At 70.7% G+C, this 15,551-nt stretch carries 13 protein-coding genes; 5 read left to right on the top strand and 8 right to left on the bottom strand.

Annotation, left to right across the window (positions count from 1 at the left end; all coding sequences use genetic code 11):
* Positions 1 to 47 precede the first annotated feature (47 nt).
* Positions 48 to 1,064, top strand: a complete 1,017-nt coding sequence (locus ACIQCJ_RS07550; protein WP_355349592.1) for a chitinase — start codon at positions 48 to 50, stop codon at positions 1,062 to 1,064.
* Between the two features lie 58 nt (positions 1,065 to 1,122).
* On the opposite strand, the gene ACIQCJ_RS07555 is transcribed toward ACIQCJ_RS07550, so the two are convergent.
* Both ACIQCJ_RS07555 and ACIQCJ_RS07560 read right to left on the bottom strand, forming a co-directional pair.
* Positions 1,123 to 2,148: an ATP-dependent 6-phosphofructokinase gene (locus ACIQCJ_RS07555; protein WP_355349595.1), complete on the bottom strand. Its 1,026-nt coding sequence runs from the start codon at positions 2,146 to 2,148 to the stop codon at positions 1,123 to 1,125.
* Between the two features lie 109 nt (positions 2,149 to 2,257).
* Positions 2,258 to 3,256: a 2-hydroxyacid dehydrogenase gene (locus ACIQCJ_RS07560; protein WP_355349598.1), complete on the bottom strand. Its 999-nt coding sequence runs from the start codon at positions 3,254 to 3,256 to the stop codon at positions 2,258 to 2,260.
* Positions 3,257 to 3,434: 178 nt separating this feature from the next.
* Between ACIQCJ_RS07560 and pta the strand changes: the two genes are divergently transcribed.
* From pta to pyk, 3 genes are all read left to right on the top strand, one after another.
* Complete coding sequence (gene pta / locus ACIQCJ_RS07565; protein ID WP_355349601.1) at positions 3,435 to 5,516, top strand: phosphate acetyltransferase; 2,082 nt, start codon at positions 3,435 to 3,437, stop codon at positions 5,514 to 5,516.
* Entirely contained in the window at positions 5,513 to 6,661 is a 1,149-nt protein-coding gene (locus ACIQCJ_RS07570) for an acetate/propionate family kinase (protein ID WP_391044645.1), read from the top strand. Before pta ends, ACIQCJ_RS07570 begins: the two co-directional genes overlap by 4 nt.
* 75 nt (positions 6,662 to 6,736) lie before the next feature.
* Positions 6,737 to 8,155 carry a pyruvate kinase gene (gene pyk, locus ACIQCJ_RS07575; protein WP_355349607.1) on the top strand — a complete coding sequence of 473 codons (1,419 nt, stop codon included), beginning with the start codon at positions 6,737 to 6,739 and terminating at the stop codon, positions 8,153 to 8,155.
* A gap of 109 nt (positions 8,156 to 8,264) precedes the next feature.
* On the opposite strand, the gene ACIQCJ_RS07580 is transcribed toward pyk, so the two are convergent.
* The 4 genes from ACIQCJ_RS07580 to ACIQCJ_RS07595 all read right to left on the bottom strand — a co-directional run bounded on the left by ACIQCJ_RS07580 (position 8,265) and on the right by ACIQCJ_RS07595 (position 12,585).
* Positions 8,265 to 9,611 (bottom strand): hypothetical protein, encoded by a 1,347-nt coding sequence (locus ACIQCJ_RS07580; RefSeq protein ID WP_402710964.1) that lies wholly within the window; start codon positions 9,609 to 9,611, stop codon positions 8,265 to 8,267.
* Positions 9,601 to 10,203 (bottom strand): DUF6114 domain-containing protein, encoded by a 603-nt coding sequence (locus ACIQCJ_RS07585; RefSeq protein WP_401852293.1) that lies wholly within the window; start codon positions 10,201 to 10,203, stop codon positions 9,601 to 9,603. Before ACIQCJ_RS07585 ends, ACIQCJ_RS07580 begins: the two co-directional genes overlap by 11 nt.
* A gap of 98 nt (positions 10,204 to 10,301) precedes the next feature.
* Positions 10,302 to 10,928, bottom strand: a complete 627-nt coding sequence (locus ACIQCJ_RS07590) for a DUF6230 family protein (RefSeq protein WP_355349616.1) — start codon at positions 10,926 to 10,928, stop codon at positions 10,302 to 10,304.
* Between the two features lie 673 nt (positions 10,929 to 11,601).
* Positions 11,602 to 12,585, bottom strand: coding sequence for a co-chaperone YbbN (locus ACIQCJ_RS07595; RefSeq protein WP_402710965.1), 984 nt, complete (start codon positions 12,583 to 12,585; stop codon positions 11,602 to 11,604).
* A 227-nt stretch (positions 12,586 to 12,812) separates the two neighbouring features.
* Between ACIQCJ_RS07595 and ACIQCJ_RS07600 the strand changes: the two genes are divergently transcribed.
* Entirely contained in the window at positions 12,813 to 13,460 is a 648-nt protein-coding gene (locus tag ACIQCJ_RS07600; RefSeq protein ID WP_402710966.1) for a TetR/AcrR family transcriptional regulator, read from the top strand.
* 40 nt (positions 13,461 to 13,500) lie between these two features.
* Here ACIQCJ_RS07600 and ACIQCJ_RS07605 read toward each other — a convergent pair whose 3' ends face one another.
* Together ACIQCJ_RS07605 and ACIQCJ_RS07610 are read right to left on the bottom strand one after the other, a co-directional pair.
* On the bottom strand, positions 13,501 to 13,692 hold the full coding sequence (locus tag ACIQCJ_RS07605; protein ID WP_355349625.1) for a DUF397 domain-containing protein: 192 nt from the start codon (positions 13,690 to 13,692) through the stop codon (positions 13,501 to 13,503).
* Positions 13,693 to 13,845: 153 nt separating this feature from the next.
* Positions 13,846 to 15,546 (bottom strand): methylmalonyl-CoA mutase family protein, encoded by a 1,701-nt coding sequence (locus ACIQCJ_RS07610; RefSeq protein ID WP_391044635.1) that lies wholly within the window; start codon positions 15,544 to 15,546, stop codon positions 13,846 to 13,848.
* Between the last annotated feature and the right edge of the window lie 5 nt (positions 15,547 to 15,551).

Raw genomic sequence — 15,551 nt, forward strand, 5'->3', positions numbered from 1 at the left:
GCCCTTCCGGAAGCTCAACTCCCCGCTCAGGCAAGGAGTGTCCCCCCATGTCGTCCTCCGCAACCCCCCGCCTCCGCAGGACCGCCCTCGCCGCCGCCACCGGGCTGACCGCCGCCCTCGCGCTCGGCCTCGGCACGGCGGCCGGTTCCGCCCACGCGGCGGCGACCGCGCTGCCCAGCGGCATCTCGGCGCCCTATCTCTACCTGGGCTGGGGCAACCCGCCCTCGGCCACGTCGGTGATGTCGGCGACCGGCATCAAGCAGTTCACGATGGCCTTCATGCTCTCCGACGGCGGCTGCAACCCGAAGTGGGACGGCAGCCGCGCGCTGACCGGCGGCACCGACCAGTCCACGATCAACGCGATCAGGAACGCGGGCGGTGACGTCACCGTCTCCTTCGGCGGCTACAGCGGCAACAAGCTGGGCCAGAAGTGCACATCGGCGTCCGCGCTCGCCGGGGCGTACCAGAAGGTGATCGACGCCTACTCCCTGAAGTCGATCGACATCGACATCGAGGCGGGCGAGTTCAGCAACGCGACCGTGCGGCAGCGGGTGGTCGACGCGCTCAAGACGGTCCGCGCGAACAACAGCGCCCTGAAGATCTACGTCACCTTCGGCACCACGCCGACCGGGCCCGACTCCGCGGGCAAGGACCTGATCAAGAAGGGCGCCGCCGCCGGGCTGAACATCGACGCCTGGGCCGTCATGCCCTTCGACTACGACCAGGGCGGCACCACCGACATGCTGGCCACCACCAAGTCCGCGGTGGACGGCCTGAAGAACGCCGTCGCCAGCGCGTACGGGCTGTCCTCCGACGCCGCCTACCGCAAGGTCGGCCTGTCCTCGATGAACGGCAAGACCGACAGCGCGGGCGAGACCGTCTCGCTCGCGGACTTCAAGTCGATCGTGTCCTACGCGACCGGCCACCACTTGGCCCGCGTCAGCTTCTGGGCCCTCAACCGGGACCGCAAGTGCGGCTCCGGCGAGTCCGCGGGCGACTCGTGCAGCGGCATCACGCAGAACACGTACGACTTCACCAAGGCCCTGGCCGCGTACACCGGCTGAGGCCGCGTCAGACAGCCTCAGCCGGCCTCGGGCGAGGGCGGCAGCGGAAGGGGCGGGGTCAGAAGACCGACTCCGCCTCTTCCATGCGCTCCTCGGGGACGGTCTTGAGCTGGGTGACGGCGTCGGCCAGCGGGACCAGGCCGATCGTCGTGCCCTGGAGCGAGGTCATGTGACCGAAGGCGCCCTTGTGGGCGGCCTCCACCGCGTGCCAGCCGAAGCGGTTGGCCAGCACCCGGTCGTACGCGGTCGGCACGCCGCCGCGCTGGACGTGGCCGAGGATGACCGGGCGGGCCTCCTTGCCCAGCCGCTCCTCCAGCTCCATGGCCAGCGTGGCGCCGATGCCCGCGAAGCGCTCGTGCCCGTACTTGTCGATCTCGCCGACGCCGTAGTCCATGCTGCCCTTGGCCGGGTGGGCGCCCTCGGCGACGCAGATGACGGCGAATTTCTTGCCGCGCGCGAAGCGTTCCTCGACCATCGCCACCAACTGGGACGGCTCGAAGGGGCGTTCGGGGATGCAGATGCCGTGCGCGCCGCCCGCCATGCCCGCCTCCAGGGCGATCCACCCCGCGTGCCGGCCCATCACCTCGACCACCATCACGCGCTGGTGGGACTCCGCGGTGGTCTTCAGCCGGTCTATGGCCTCGGTGGCGACGGTCACGGCGGTGTCGAAGCCGAAGGTGCGGTCGGTGCCGTTGATGTCGTTGTCGATGGTCTTGGGCACGCCCACGACCGGCATCCCGGCGTCGGAGAGCATCCGGGCGGCGGTCAGCGTGCCCTCGCCGCCGATCGGGATCAGCACGTCGATGCCGTACTCGGCGCACATCTCGTCCGCGTTGTCCGCCGCCTCGCGCAGCCGGGCGCGCTCCAGCCGGGCCGAGCCGAGGATGGTGCCGCCGCGGGCGAGGATGCCGCTCACCGAGTTGAGGTCGAGCGGCCGGAAGCGGCCCTCCAGCAGGCCGACGAAGCCGTCCTCGAAGCCGATGACCTCGTCGTCGTACCCGGTCAGCGCGCGGTGCACGACCGACCGGATGACGGCGTTGAGGCCGGGGCAGTCGCCGCCGGCGGTGAGGACTCCGATACGCATGGGCCTGTCTCTCCAGACGGTCGTCGGCTGCTGCTGTGGCGCGTGCTGTCACGCGCTGTCGGTATCCAGTGGATCACAGCGCCTGGTCACCCCGGAGCGGGGCTCCAGGTCACGGGGACTTCGGGACCAGCGTGCACTCGGTGATCCGGCCCGCCACATAGTCGTCCACATTGCGGACGGTGGCGGCGACGATCTCGTCGATCGCGTCCACCGTGAAGTACGCCTGGTGCGAGGTGATCAGCACATGCGTGAAGGTCAGCAGCCGGGCCAGGGTGTCGTCCGTCATCACCTCCAGCGACTTGTCGTAGAAGAAGACCCCGGCCTCCTCCTCGTACACGTCGAGCCCGACGCCGCCGAGCCTGCCCTCGCGCAGCGTCTCGACCAGCGCGGCGGAGTCGATCAGGCCGCCGCGGCTGGAGTTGATCAGGATCGCGTCGTCCTTCATCAGCGCCAGCCGCCGCTCGCCGACCAGGTGGTGGGTGGAGGGCATCAGCGGCACATGGAGGCTGATCAGGTCCGACTCCCGGAAGAGCCGGTCCAGTTCGACGTACTCCATCCCCAGTTCGGTGCAGGCGGGGTTGACCGCGATGTCCCAGCCGAGAATCCGCATGCCGTAGCCGCGGGCGATGGCGGTGAAGGCGGTGCCGATCTTGCCGGTGCCGACCACGCCGACCGTACGGCCGTGGAAGTCCCGGCCGAGCAGGCCGTCGAGCCGGAAGTCGAAGTCGCGCGTGCGGCTCGCGGCCCGGACGATCCGCCGGTTCAGCGCCGAGGCCAGCGTCCAGGCGAACTCCGCCACCGAATACGGGGAGTAGCGGGCCACGCGCGCCACCGTCATCCCCAGCCGCTCCGCGTGGTCCAGGTCGATGTTGTTGTAGCCCGTCGAGCGCTGCGCGATCAGCTTCGTGCCGCCGCGCACCAGGGCTTCGAGCACCGGCGCGTCCAGCACCGCGTTCACACTCGTCGACACGGCCTCGTACCCCGCCGCCAGCGGCAAGGTGTCCTTGGTGAGGAACGTCTCAAGACACCGCACCTGATGGCGCGCCCCGAAGGCCGCCTCCAGCAGAGGGCGCTCGTCGCGCTGCACCCCAGTCGCCAACACGTCCACAGGACCGGCCCTCCTTACGTGAGTCCTTCCTCACTCTACGTGCGCGCCGCGCGCCCCGCGCCACGCCTCGCGGAGGCGGGCCGGTGCCCCTGGGCGGCAGGCGGTACCCGGGAGCGTTAGCGTCAGGGGTGCGTACGGCCGTACGCGAAGGGTTCAGGGCAGAACGGACGGATCAAGCGTGACGCGCAGCGTCTACCTCACGGGGATCGGCCGCGGCGACGGCCGCCAGGTGATCGAGCTGGGGGTGATGGAGCTGCTGACCCGCCAGGTCGACCGGGTCGGCGTCTACCGCCCGCTGGTCCACGACACCCCCGACCGTATTTTCGAGCTGCTGCGCAGCCGCTACCGGCTGACCCAGGACGCGGCGAGCGTCTTCGGCATGGGGTACGAGGAGGCGGCGGCGCTCCAGGCCGAGCAGGGCCAGGAGGCGCTGACCGCCCGGTTGGTGGACGGCTACCTGAGGGTGGCGGCGGAGTACGAGACGGTGCTGATCCTGGGGTCCGACTTCGCGGGCACCAACCTCCCGGCGGAGCTGGGCGTCAACGCGCGGCTGGCGAACGAGTGCGGCGCGTCGGTGCTCGCGGTGATCGGCGGTCTCGAGCAGTCGGCGGAGTCGGTGGTCGCCGAGGTGCGCAACGCGTACCACGCGTACACGAATCTGGGCTGCGACGTGATCGCGATGATCGCGAACCGGGTCGCCCCGGCGGAGGTCGCGGAGGCGGCGGAGCGGCTGGGCCGGGTCCCGGACGTGCCGGTGTACGTGCTGCCGGACGAGCCCGCGCTGTCGGCGCCGACGGTGGCGCAGATCGCGGAGACGCTGGGCGCGCGGGTGCTGCTGGGCGACGACGCGGGGATGTCCAGGGACGCGCTGGACTTCGTGTTCGGCGGCGCGATGCTGCCGACGTTCCTGCCCGCGCTGACCCCCGGCTGTGTGGTGGTGACGCCCGGCGACCGGGCGGATCTGGTGATCGGGGCGCTGGCGGCGCACTCGGCGGGGTCGCCGCCGATCGCGGGGGTGCTGCTGACGCTGGACGAGAAGCCGCCGCCGCACATCCTGGCGCTGGCGAACCGGCTGGCGCCCGGCACCCCGGTGCTGTCGGTGGCGACCGGCTCCTTCCCGACGGCGGCCGGGCTGTTCGCGCTGGACGGCAAGCTGGGCGCGGGCACACCGCGCAAGGCGGAGACGGCGCTGGGCGTGTTCGAGACGCATGTGGACACCGCGGAGCTGACCGAGCGGCTGTCGGTCGCCAGGTCGGCGCGGGTGACGCCGATGATGTTCGAGCACGCGCTGATCGAGCGGGCCCGGTCGGCGCGCAAGCGGATCGTGCTGCCCGAGGGCGGCGAGGAACGAATTCTGCGGGCCACCGAGGTGCTGCTGCGCCGCGGGGTGTGCGACCTGATCCTGCTCGGCGAGGAGGACACGCTGCGCAAGAAGGCGGCCGACCTCGGGATCTCCCTCGACCAGCCGGGCGTGAGCGTCGTCGACCCGCAGACCTCACCGCTGCGGGACCGGTTCGCCGCGCTGTACGCGCAGCTGCGCGCGCACAAGGGCGTCAGCTACGAGCTGGCGTACGACGTGGTCGCGGACGTGTCGTACTTCGGCACCCTGATGGTCCAGGAGGGCCTGGCCGACGGCATGGTGTCGGGCGCGGTGCACTCCACGGCGGCGACGATCCGCCCGGCCTTCGAGATCATCAAGACCCGCCCCGACGCGGCGATCGTCTCCTCGGTGTTCTTCATGTGCCTGGCGGACAAGGTGCTGGTGTACGGCGACTGCGCCGTCAATCCGGACCCGGACGCCGAGCAGTTGGCGGACATCGCCATCCAGGCGGCGGGCACCGCGGCCCGCTTCGACGTACAGCCGCGGATCGCGATGCTGTCGTACTCGACCGGCACCTCGGGCTCGGGCGCGGACGTCGACAAGGTGCGGGCGGCCACCGAGCTGGTCCGCGAGCGGCGGCCCGACCTGCTGGTGGAGGGGCCGATCCAGTACGACGCGGCGGTGGCGCCCTCGGTGGCGGCCACCAAGATGCCGGGGTCCGCGGTGGCCGGGCAGGCGACCGTGCTGATCTTCCCCGACCTGAACACCGGCAACAACACGTACAAGGCGGTGCAGCGCTCGGCGGGCGCGGTCGCCGTCGGACCGGTGCTCCAGGGTCTGCGCAAGCCGGTCAACGACCTGTCGCGCGGCGCGCTGGTGCAGGACATCGTCACGACGGTCGCGATCACCGCGATCCAGGCCCAGGGAGAGAACCCGTGAGCGCGACCCGTGTACTGGTCATCAACTCCGGCTCCTCGTCGGTGAAGTACCAACTGCTGGACATGGCAGACCACGCGCGTCTGGCGACCGGTCTGGTGGAGCGGATCGGCGAGGGCGGCGGTGCGCCCGACCACGCGGCGGCGCTGCACACCGTGGCGGAGCAGCTCGACGAGCAGGGCCTCGGCCTGGACTCGCCGGAGCTGGCGGCGATCGGCCACCGGGTGGTGCACGGCGGTACGCGTTTCACCGAGCCGACGCTGATCACCGACGAGGTGGTGGCCGCGATCGAGGAGCTGGTGCCGTTGGCACCTCTGCACAATCCGGCCAACATCACCGGTATCAAGGTGACGCGTGAGCTGCGGCCCGATCTGCCGCAGGTCGCGGTCTTCGACACGGCCTTCCACTCGACGATCCCGGAGGCCGCGGCGCGGTACGCGATCGACGCGGCGACCGCCGACCGGTACGGCATCCGCCGCTACGGTTTCCACGGCACCTCGCACGCCTTCGTCTCGCGGGCGACGGCGGAGCTGCTCGGCAGGGAACCGGCCGACGTCAACGTGATCGTGCTGCACCTGGGCAACGGCGCGTCGGCCTCCGCGGTGCGCGGCGGGGTGTGCGTGGACACCTCGATGGGCCTGACGCCCCTTGAGGGCCTGGTCATGGGCACCCGCTCCGGCGACCTCGACCCGGCGGTGGTGTTCCACCTGGAGCGGGTGGCCGGCATGGGCACCGACGAGATCGACACGCTGCTGAACAAGCGCAGCGGTCTGCTGGGCCTGTGCGGTGACAACGACATGCGGGAGATCGGCCGCCGGATGGCCGAGGGCGACCGGGCGGCGCAGCTCGCCTTCGACGTCTACGCGCACCGGATCCGCCGTTACGTAGGGGCCTTCAGCGCGGTGCTGGGCCGGGTGGACGCGATCGCCTTCACGGCGGGCGTCGGCGAGAATTCGGCCGCAGTTCGCGAAGCGGCTTTGTTGGGTCTCGACAATCTAGGTGTCACTATGGACCCTGTACGCAACGCGCTTCGCGGCACTGCGGCCCGGCTGGTCTCGGCGGCGGCGTCGCGGGTGGCCGTCGCGGTGGTGCCCACTGACGAAGAGCTGGAGATCGCCCGCGATACTTACGTACTGGCGACCGAATAAGCATGGCTGACCGTCCCGCAGCCACGACCGCCCCTGGAATATTCCGGAGCGGAACAAACCGATAGGATAGCGCCCATGCGCCGAGCCAAGATCGTCTGTACCCTGGGTCCCGCCGTCGACTCCTACGACCAGCTCAAGTCGTTGGTCGAGGCGGGCATGAATGTGGCCCGTTTCAATTTCAGTCACGGCAGCCACGCCGAGCACGAGGAGCGCTACCAGCGCGTCCGTAAGATCGCCGCCGAGACCGGCCGGGCGATCGGAGTCCTCGCCGACCTCCAGGGTCCCAAGATCCGCCTCGCCAAATTCGCCGACGGACCGGTCGAGTTGATCGCGGGCGACGAGTTCACCATCACCGTCGAGGACGTCGCGGGCGACAAGTCCATCTGCGGTACCACGTACAAGGGTCTGCCGGGCGATGTCTCCAAGGGCGACCCGATCCTGATCAACGACGGCAACGTGGCGCTGCGCGTCATCGAGGTCGAGGGCCCGCGGGTCCGCACGCTGGTGGTCGAGGGCGGCGTGATCTCCGACCACAAGGGCATCAACCTGCCGGGCGCCGCGGTGAACGTGCCGGCGCTGTCCGAGAAGGACATCGACGACCTGCGGTTCGCGCTCCGGATGGGCGTCGACATGGTCGCGCTGTCCTTCGTGCGCGACGCCAAGGACGTCCGTGACGTGCACCGCGTCATGGACGAGGAGGGGCGCCGCGTCCCGGTCATCGCCAAGGTGGAGAAGCCGCAGGCGGTCGAGAACATGGAGAGCGTCGTCGCGGCGTTCGACGCGGTGATGGTGGCGCGCGGCGACCTCGCCGTGGAGTACCCGCTGGAGCAGGTGCCGGTCGTGCAGAAGCGGCTGGTCGAGATGTGCCGGCGCAACGCCAAGCCGGTGATCGTGGCGACCCAGATGATGGAGTCGATGATCACCAACTCGCGGCCCACGCGCGCCGAGGCGTCCGACGTGGCCAACGCGATCCTGGACGGCGCGGACGCGGTCATGCTGTCCGCCGAGTCGTCGGTCGGCAAGTATCCGATCGAGACCGTCAAGACGATGTCGCGGATCGTCGTGGCCGCCGAGGAGGAGCTGCTGTGCCGCGGGCTCCAGCCGCTGGCCCCCGGCAAGAAGCCCCGCACCCAGGGCGGCGCCGTGGCCCGCGCCGCCGCCGAGCTGGGCGACTTCCTGGACGCCAAGTCCCTGGTCGCCTTCACCAAGTCCGGTGACACCGCCCGCCGCCTGGCCCGCTACCGCGTGCCCGAGCCGGTCCTGGCCTTCACCACCGACCCCGCCACCCGCAACCAGCTCGCGCTGACCTGGGGTGTGGAGTCCTTCGTGGTCGAGCACGTCGACAACACCGACGCCATGGTCGAGCTCGTCGACCGCGAGATGCTCAAGCTCTCCGAGTACGCCAAGGGCGACACCGTCATCATCACCGCCGGCTCCCCTCCGGGCGTCCCCGGCACCACCAACCTCGTCCGCGTCCACCACCTCGGCGACTGACCGCCCCCTCCCCCGGAGAGACCAGCGACCAGCGACCAGCAACCAGCAACCGCCCGCGGCCCGCGCCCCTTCCGAAAGGGGTGCGGGCCGCGCGGCGTTGGGGGCTCGGCTAGCCGGGGGTGCCGTAGATGTGCATGCCGGGGACGTGGAGGGTGCCGCCGAACTGGGCCGCCTGGATGACGGTGGCGTTGGTGAAGAACAGTTCGGGGAGGGTCAGCGGCGGGGGCGCCTTCGGGGTGAAGGTGATGGGGATCAGCCCGAGGAGATTGCCGCTGAGGGACTCGGTGTAGAGCGTCACCGTGCCGTTGGTGAACTTCGAGGTGGAGCCCTTGGCCGCCTCGACGTTCGTCTTCGTGCCCTTGGGGCCGTCGACTATCTGGTGCAGATTGTCGATGTCGATGCCGGAGACGGTGAACTTCAGGACGTCCTTCACCGTGCCGTTGTGCGTCTTGACCTTGACTATGCCGTGGTACGACAGGCCGTGCAGGGTCAGCTTCGTGGTCTTCAGGACCCACGGGGTGTCCGGCAGCAGGGGTATGCCCTGCTCGACATCGGCGTCGGCGAGCGCCTTCGCGTCGTACACCGGGCACGGGTAGGACTGCGGGTCGTCGGTGCCGCCCGCGCTCGGGGTGGCACTGGGCGACGCCTTGTCCTTGGCGTCCTTGGCCGCGTCCTTGGCGTCCTTGGCCGCGTCCTTGGCGTCCTTCACCGTCTTGTCGAGACCGCCGACGGCGGTGTCCACGGTGTCCTTGACGGTCTTGCCGGCCGTGCCCACCGGGTCGTCGCCCTTGGCGGGCGCGCTCGCCGACGGCGACGTGCTCGGCTCGGGCTTCGCGGTCGTCGGCGCCGGGTCCGGCTGCGGGGCCTGGGTGGTGGGCGTCGCGGTCGGGGTCTTGCCGCCGCCGAGCAGCCCGCTCACCAGGTCGCCCAGGCCCAGCGGGTCCCACGGGTTGACCGACTTGGTCGGGCTCGGGGTCGCGCTCGGCGTGCCGGTCGCCCGGGACGTGTTCTCGGTCTTGCTGTCGGCGCCGCTGTCGGACGACGGGGCCTTCGCCGAGTCGGTCGGCGCGGGCGCCTCCGGGCTCGTGGAAGGACTCGGACTGCTCGACGGGCTCGGGCCGGTCGTCGGCTTCGACGTCTCCTGCCCGCCCGGCTTGTCCGTGGCCTTGCCGTCCGCCGCGCTCTTGGAGGCCGAAGGGCTCGGGGTGTCCGACTGGGTCACGCAGGGGCCGGGCTTGTACGGGTTCTTGGGCATCTCGTCGGCCTGCGCGAGATGCGGCGTGAAGCCCATGCCCATCAGCACGGCCGTGGGCATCGCGGCCAGGGCGACCGCCTTCCCGGCGGGCACGTGCAGCTTGGTCAGCAGGGACTTGCGGGGAGCCGCGTGCCGCGGTCCCGAGGTGGCCCGGTTACGGGACCCGTCGCTCTCGGCCTGCTGAGCGTCGTCACCCAGCACGGTGCCTCCCGTTCTCCTCGGTGTTCTCTTCGTCGGGCCGCGCTCCGGCGTGGACCGGCTCGGGCTGTCCGTACGCCTCAGCGGGCTCGTGGGGCCCCTGGGACTGCGCGGGCAGGGTGGGCGGAGCGTTCTCGTCGCCGCCGCCCTCAGGGGCGCCGTCGGGCAGCTCCGCCTTCTCGCCCGGCTCGTCGGCCGCCGGGACACCCGGCGCCCAGGAGACGGCGAGCGCGCCGCCGAGCAGCGCGGGCAGGAAGCCGACGAGGAAGCCGCCGAAGTTGGAGACCACCAGCGACACCAGGGCGAGCAGGATCGACGCGACACCGGCGAAGATGCGTACCGCGCTCTGGAACCACATGGTGAGGCCGAGCACGAACAGCAGGACACCGATGATCAGCGAGCCGGAGCCCGCGGTCGTCGCCATCCGGACGGTCAGTTGGCCGAGCGTGAGGTTCGCGTACGGGAAGTAGGCGATCGGCACTCCGGCGAGGAGGGTCAGCAGACCCGCCCAGAACGGGCGCCCCCAACGCCAGTGGCGGAACGACAGCCGCCAATAACGGATCCGGGCACTCAGTCCTGTTGACTCGGCGCTCATAGGAAACAGCTCCCTGGGACTGGCTTTGCTGAGAGATCGATCGGTGGCGCCGGGTGAGCCGCGTCCCGCGCGGCTCACCCGGACCACTCAGGCGGTGCTTAGTAGCACTCCACCCCGGCGCCGGAGCCCTTCTTGACGCCGAGGCTGAGGCCCGCGAGCTTGAAGGTGCCCGCGCTGGTGGCCCAGGCGGTCTGGTGCACGCCGTCGAGGATGGCCCGGTCGGCCTCCTGGGCGAACGACCCTGGGTCCGTCGCGTCCTTGTCCTTGATGCCAGGACCCTTGTGACTGTCACCGGCCGCGACACCGATGTTGATGTTCCGGAACTCCGCATCGGCGTCGAGCTGGTCGAGGTCGATGTAGAGGTTGTGTGCCACAACCGGCTTCTTCGGGTCCTTGCCGGCGGTCAACTTCAGGGTCACGTCACCGATCGGCGTCGGGACGACCACGGACTGGCACAGGCCGTTGATGGTGGCGTCGGTGAACGCCGAGACCGCGACCGGAATGTACTTGCCACCGTGCTGAACGTCGAGCGCGCCGTACTGCTCGAAGCCGGTGCCGTCCAGGTGATCCGCCGTTACCTTGAACTGCTGACCTGACACGCTGAACGACGCGGCGAGCGCGCCCTGAGCGATGGCTATACCCACCGCGGCCGTAGCCGCGACACTCGGCACCATGACGACGGCGAACCGCCGCCATCTGGTACCGCCACGAACGAGCGACTCCATTTTTCCTCCTTCTCGGACGTACATCTCCGGCCGGGATGTTCGGGTCCTGGCCTGGGATGGGAGAAGTGCTACGTCCTCGGGAAGGAGAGCGCCGGTGATCGGCGGACCGTCCCTCCCCACGAAGAAGCAAGGAGTACGGACGGCGGTGTCCGAATCTTCGGCGATCACCCCCGAGCGACAACCACTGGCCACGCTCTCGCGCAACCTGCTGGACAGGCTCCGCCGGTAGGCGAAGACCCCCCTGTCCCGGAGCGGCGGCATGAGCCGTACGCACCCACTCGGCGGGGACCCGCGGACCGTGGCGCCGACTGGCGGCCGGGCTGTGGCAACGGACCGAGCTTGGCCGATCGTGGTCCATTCGGGCGCGCCGCACAAGGGGCTCATTACTAGCGAGTAACGGATGGGTGTCGCGGCCGTGCGCCCCGGACGGGGCGATTTCACGCAGAGTGAGGAAGACCGGGGCAGGTAAATCCGGCATAAAGAACATCAGCGGTCGAAACGGAGCTGATTTCTTACCGGAGGTAACGGCGACCGCTCATTGTCACGGTTTGATAAAGTGCGGTCGCCGTATCGCTAAATCTCTGAGTAAAACCGGGGCGGGCACTCGGGGAACCGGCGGTAACTGACCGCAGGGTCAGCTCGGCGGAGCGTCCCGTTCAGCCGCCCGGCCGCCTCAGAAGAGGACTCTGATCAGCGCCGTACGCGCGGCGACCACCCGGGGGTCGTCGGGGCCGATGACCTCGAACAGCTCCAGCAGCCGTACGCGGACCGCGTCGCGGTCGTCGCCCGCGGTGCGGCGCACGGTGTCCACCAGACGCGAGAAGGCGTCCTCCACATGACCGCCCACCAGATCGAGGTCGGCGGCGGCGAGCTGCGCGGTGACGTCGGAGGGTGACGCGGCGGCGGCCTCGCGGACCGCCTGCCGGTCGGCGCCCTGCACGCGGTCGAGCAGCTCGGCCTGGGCCAGGCCCAGCTTGGCCTCGGCGTTGCCCGGCTCGTCGGAGAGCACATTGCGGTACGCCTGGATGGCGCCGCCCAGGTCACCGGCGTCCAGCGCGTCGTGCGCGGCGGACAGCGCCAGCTCCTGCGGGGTGGCCGGGCGCGGCGGCGCCTCGGCGGCCGGGGCCGCGCCCTGGGCGGCGGCGTCCGTGTCGACCTCGGGGCCGACGATGCCGAAGCGCTGCTCGGCGACGGCGATCAACTGGTCGAGCACTTCGGTGATCTGGTCCTCGGGCGCGCTGCCCTGGAAGAGCGGCATGGCCTGCCCGGCCAGCACCGCGAAGACCGCGGGCACTCCCTGGACACCGAACTGCTGGAAGAGCATCTGGTTGGCGTAGACCTCGGCGGTGGCGAGGACGAAGCGCCCGCGGTACTCGGCGGTGAGCCGTTCCAGTACCGCGTTGAGCTGCTTGCTCGCGTCGGCCTGGTCGGCCCAGAAGCTGATGACGACCGGGACTTCGGCGGAGCGCTGGAGGACGTCGCTCTCGAAGGTCTCCTCGGTCACCTCGATGACGAGCGGCGAAGCGGTGTGGGCGTCGGCGTTCGCGGGGTCCTGCCGCTGCGCCCTGGCCTGCTCGGCCTTCACCTTGGCCTCACCGGCCGCCTTCACCGCGGCGAGGTCGACCACGCCGCTCATGGACATGTTCCGTGGCTGCATGAGGTCAATCCTCCCCCCTACCGGAGCCGATCGTGCACAGACCCCGGATAGACCCCGGATCTGGTGGTGCTGAGCGGTGCTGTCGGTACGGATCCCCATCCGCACCCGTGGTTGTCGCACGTTTCGCTACGGGTCGTAGCGTAACTGCCCTGAGCTGCCCGGCGGAAGCCGCCCGATGTGATACCGGTCACTCGTCACGTAACCTACCGGCCGGTATGGTCCGCCTTATGGAGCCGCTCGTGGAGCCCCCCGCCCCTCACAGACGCACCGGCCGCCCGCGAAGTGCCGAGGCGGACCGCGCGATCCTCGGCGCCACCCGCGAGGCGCTGGTCGAACTGGGCTGGGGAAAGCTGACGCTGAGCGACGTGGCGGCCCGCGCGGGCGTCGCCAAGACCACCCTCTACCGGCGCTGGAACGGCAAGAACGAGCTGGTCGTCGACGCCATCGCCGCCCTGTTCGAGGAGCAGCTCGACCTCCCGGACCTCGGCAGCCTGCACGCCGACATCCGCGGCGTGGTCCTGCGCTTCGCCGAACTCCTCAACCGGCCCGCCATCAGAACGGGCCTGATGGCCGTCGTCGCCGAGGCCACCCACGACGACGCCCTGCGGATGCGCATCCGCGAGGCGATCGTCGACCGCCAGAAGCACCTCGTCCTCCTCGGCCGCCACCGCGCCCAGCAGCGCGGCGAACTCCCCCCGGACCCGCCCGCTCCGTGCGACCCCGCCCTCGCCGGCCGCGACGCCGACCTCATCTTCGACGTCATCGCCGGCACCGTCGTCCACCGCGTGATGGTCAGCGCCGGCCCGGTCGACCCCGACTGGGCCGACCGCCTCGCCCTCCTCCTGACCACCGGCCTCACCGGCGTCAGGAGCTAGGGGGCCGGAGCCAGGGGGCCGGAGGCGGCCGGCCCCGGCGTCAGGGGGTCGCGTTCACAGCGCCGCACTCCGGGGTCTCCACGCCTGCCACGAAGTGGTCGAACTCCCCGGCGCGGACGCCCTTGACGAAGGCCTCCCATTTGGCGGGGGTGGTCACGGCCACGATCTCCGGCTGCTCGGTTTCGCGGATGTGAATCATCCCGTCGTCGCCGACGGTCGCTTCAAGGGCCACGAACGTCCTTTCGCTGGAGGGCCGGTGGATTGCGCACGAGATGTCGAGGCTACCCAGCGAACAGCGAACGGAACGGGCCGTGACGACGACGGACTACACGGCGCGCCGGACGGACGACAGGCCACGGCCCGACCGGCGGCGTACCACCGCGGGTCAGAAGCGGGCGGGCTCGGTGTAGGTGCCCCATTCGGCGCGCAGGGCGTCGCAGATCTCGCCGAGAGTGGCCTCGGCGCGGACGGCGTCGAGCATGGGCGGGATCATGTTGGAGCCGTCGCGGGCGGCGGTGAGCATGGCGTCCAGGGCGGTGCGGACGGCGGCGTCGTCGCGGGCGGTACGGCGGGAGGCGAGGTCGCGGACCTGGTCGCGCTCGACCTCGTGGCTGACCCGCAGGATCTCCAGGTCGCCGGTGACGGAGCCGTGGTGCACGTTGACGCCGACGACGCGCTTGTCGCCCTTTTCGAGGGAGCGCTGGTACTGGAAGGCGGACTCGGCGATCTCGCCGGTGAAGTAGCCGTCCTCGATGCCGCGCAGGATGCCGGAGGTCATCGGCCCGATCGGGTGCTCGCCGCTCGGCACGGCCTTGGCGCCCAGCGCCCTGATCCGGTCGAAGATCTTCTCCGCGTCGGCCTCGATGCGGTCGGTCAGCGCCTCGACGTACCAGGAACCGCCCAGCGGGTCCGCGACGTTGGCGACGCCGGTCTCCTCCATCAGCACCTGCTGCGTGCGCAGCGCGATCTCGGCGGCCTGCTCGCTGGGCAGCGCCAGCGTCTCGTCGAGGGCGTTGGTGTGCAGCGAGTTGGTGCCGCCGAGCACGGCGGACAGCGCCTCGACGGCGGTACGTACGACGTTGTTGTACGGCTGCTGCGCGGTCAGCGACACCCCGGCGGTCTGGGTGTGGAAGCGCAGCCACTGCGCCTTGTCGCTGGTGGCGCCGTACTCGTCGCGCATCCAGCGGGCCCAGATGCGGCGCGCGGCGCGGAATTTGGCGATCTCCTCGAAGAAGTCGAGGTGCGCGTCGAAGAAGAAGGACAGGCCGGGCGCGAAGGTGTTGACGTCCAGGCCGCGCGACAGGCCGAGTTCCACGTAGCCGAAGCCGTCGGCCAGGGTGTACGCCAGCTCCTGCGCGGCCGTCGCCCCGGCCTCGCGGATGTGGTATCCGGAGACGGACAGCGGCTTGTACGCGGGGATGGAGGCGGCGCAGTGCTCCATCAGGTCGCCGATCAGCCGCAGGTGCGGGGCGGGCTCGAAGAGCCACTCCTTCTGGGCGATGTACTCCTTGAAGATGTCCGTCTGGAGCGTGCCGTTGAGCACGGCCGGGTCGATGCCCTGCCGCTCGGCGGCGACCAGGTACATGCAGAAGACCGGGACGGCGGGTCCGGAGATGGTCATCGAGGTGGTGACGTCGCCGAGCGGGATGTCGTCGAACAGGACCTCCATGTCGGCGGCCGTGTCGATGGCGACACCGCAGTGGCCGACCTCGCCGAGCGAGCGGGGGTCGTCGGAGTCGCGGCCCATCAGGGTCGGCATGTCGAAGGCGACGGAGAGGCCGCCGCCGCCCGCGGCCAGGATCATCTTGTAGCGCTCGTTGGTCTGCCGCGCGTTGCCGAATCCGGCGAACTGCCGGATCGTCCACGTACGCCCCCGGTAGCCGGTCGGGTGCAGTCCGCGTGTGAACGGGTACTCGCCCGGCCAGCCGATCCGCTCGAACCCGGGGACGTCCGCACCCGCCGGCGGGCCGTACACCGGCTCCACGGGGTCGCCCGAGAGCGTGCTGAAGTCGGCCTCCCGCTTACGGGCTGAGTCGTACCGTGCCTGCCAGCGCTGGCGGCCTGTCTCGATGCCTTGGGAGTCCATACCCT

Origin of the sequence: Streptomyces sp. NPDC093221 (assembly GCF_044753885.1) — a bacterium.
Classification (GTDB): Bacteria; Actinomycetota; Actinomycetes; order Streptomycetales; family Streptomycetaceae; genus Actinacidiphila.

What these genes read in the sequence shown, in the direction of transcription:
- ACIQCJ_RS07550 (WP_355349592.1), top strand. Translation starts at nt 48, where the DNA reads ATGTCGTCCTCCGCAACCCCCCGCCTCCGCAGGACCGCCCTCGCCGCC.
- ACIQCJ_RS07555 (WP_355349595.1), bottom strand. Translation starts at nt 2,148, where the DNA reads ATGCGTATCGGAGTCCTCACCGCCGGCGGCGACTGCCCCGGCCTCAAC.
- pyk (WP_355349607.1), top strand. Translation starts at nt 6,737, where the DNA reads ATGCGCCGAGCCAAGATCGTCTGTACCCTGGGTCCCGCCGTCGACTCC.
- ACIQCJ_RS07585 (WP_401852293.1), bottom strand. Translation starts at nt 10,203, where the DNA reads ATGAGCGCCGAGTCAACAGGACTGAGTGCCCGGATCCGTTATTGGCGG.
- ACIQCJ_RS07590 (WP_355349616.1), bottom strand. Translation starts at nt 10,928, where the DNA reads ATGGAGTCGCTCGTTCGTGGCGGTACCAGATGGCGGCGGTTCGCCGTC.
- ACIQCJ_RS07595 (WP_402710965.1), bottom strand. Translation starts at nt 12,585, where the DNA reads ATGCAGCCACGGAACATGTCCATGAGCGGCGTGGTCGACCTCGCCGCG.
- ACIQCJ_RS07600 (WP_402710966.1), top strand. Translation starts at nt 12,813, where the DNA reads ATGGAGCCGCTCGTGGAGCCCCCCGCCCCTCACAGACGCACCGGCCGC.
- ACIQCJ_RS07610 (WP_391044635.1), bottom strand. Translation starts at nt 15,546, where the DNA reads ATGGACTCCCAAGGCATCGAGACAGGCCGCCAGCGCTGGCAGGCACGG.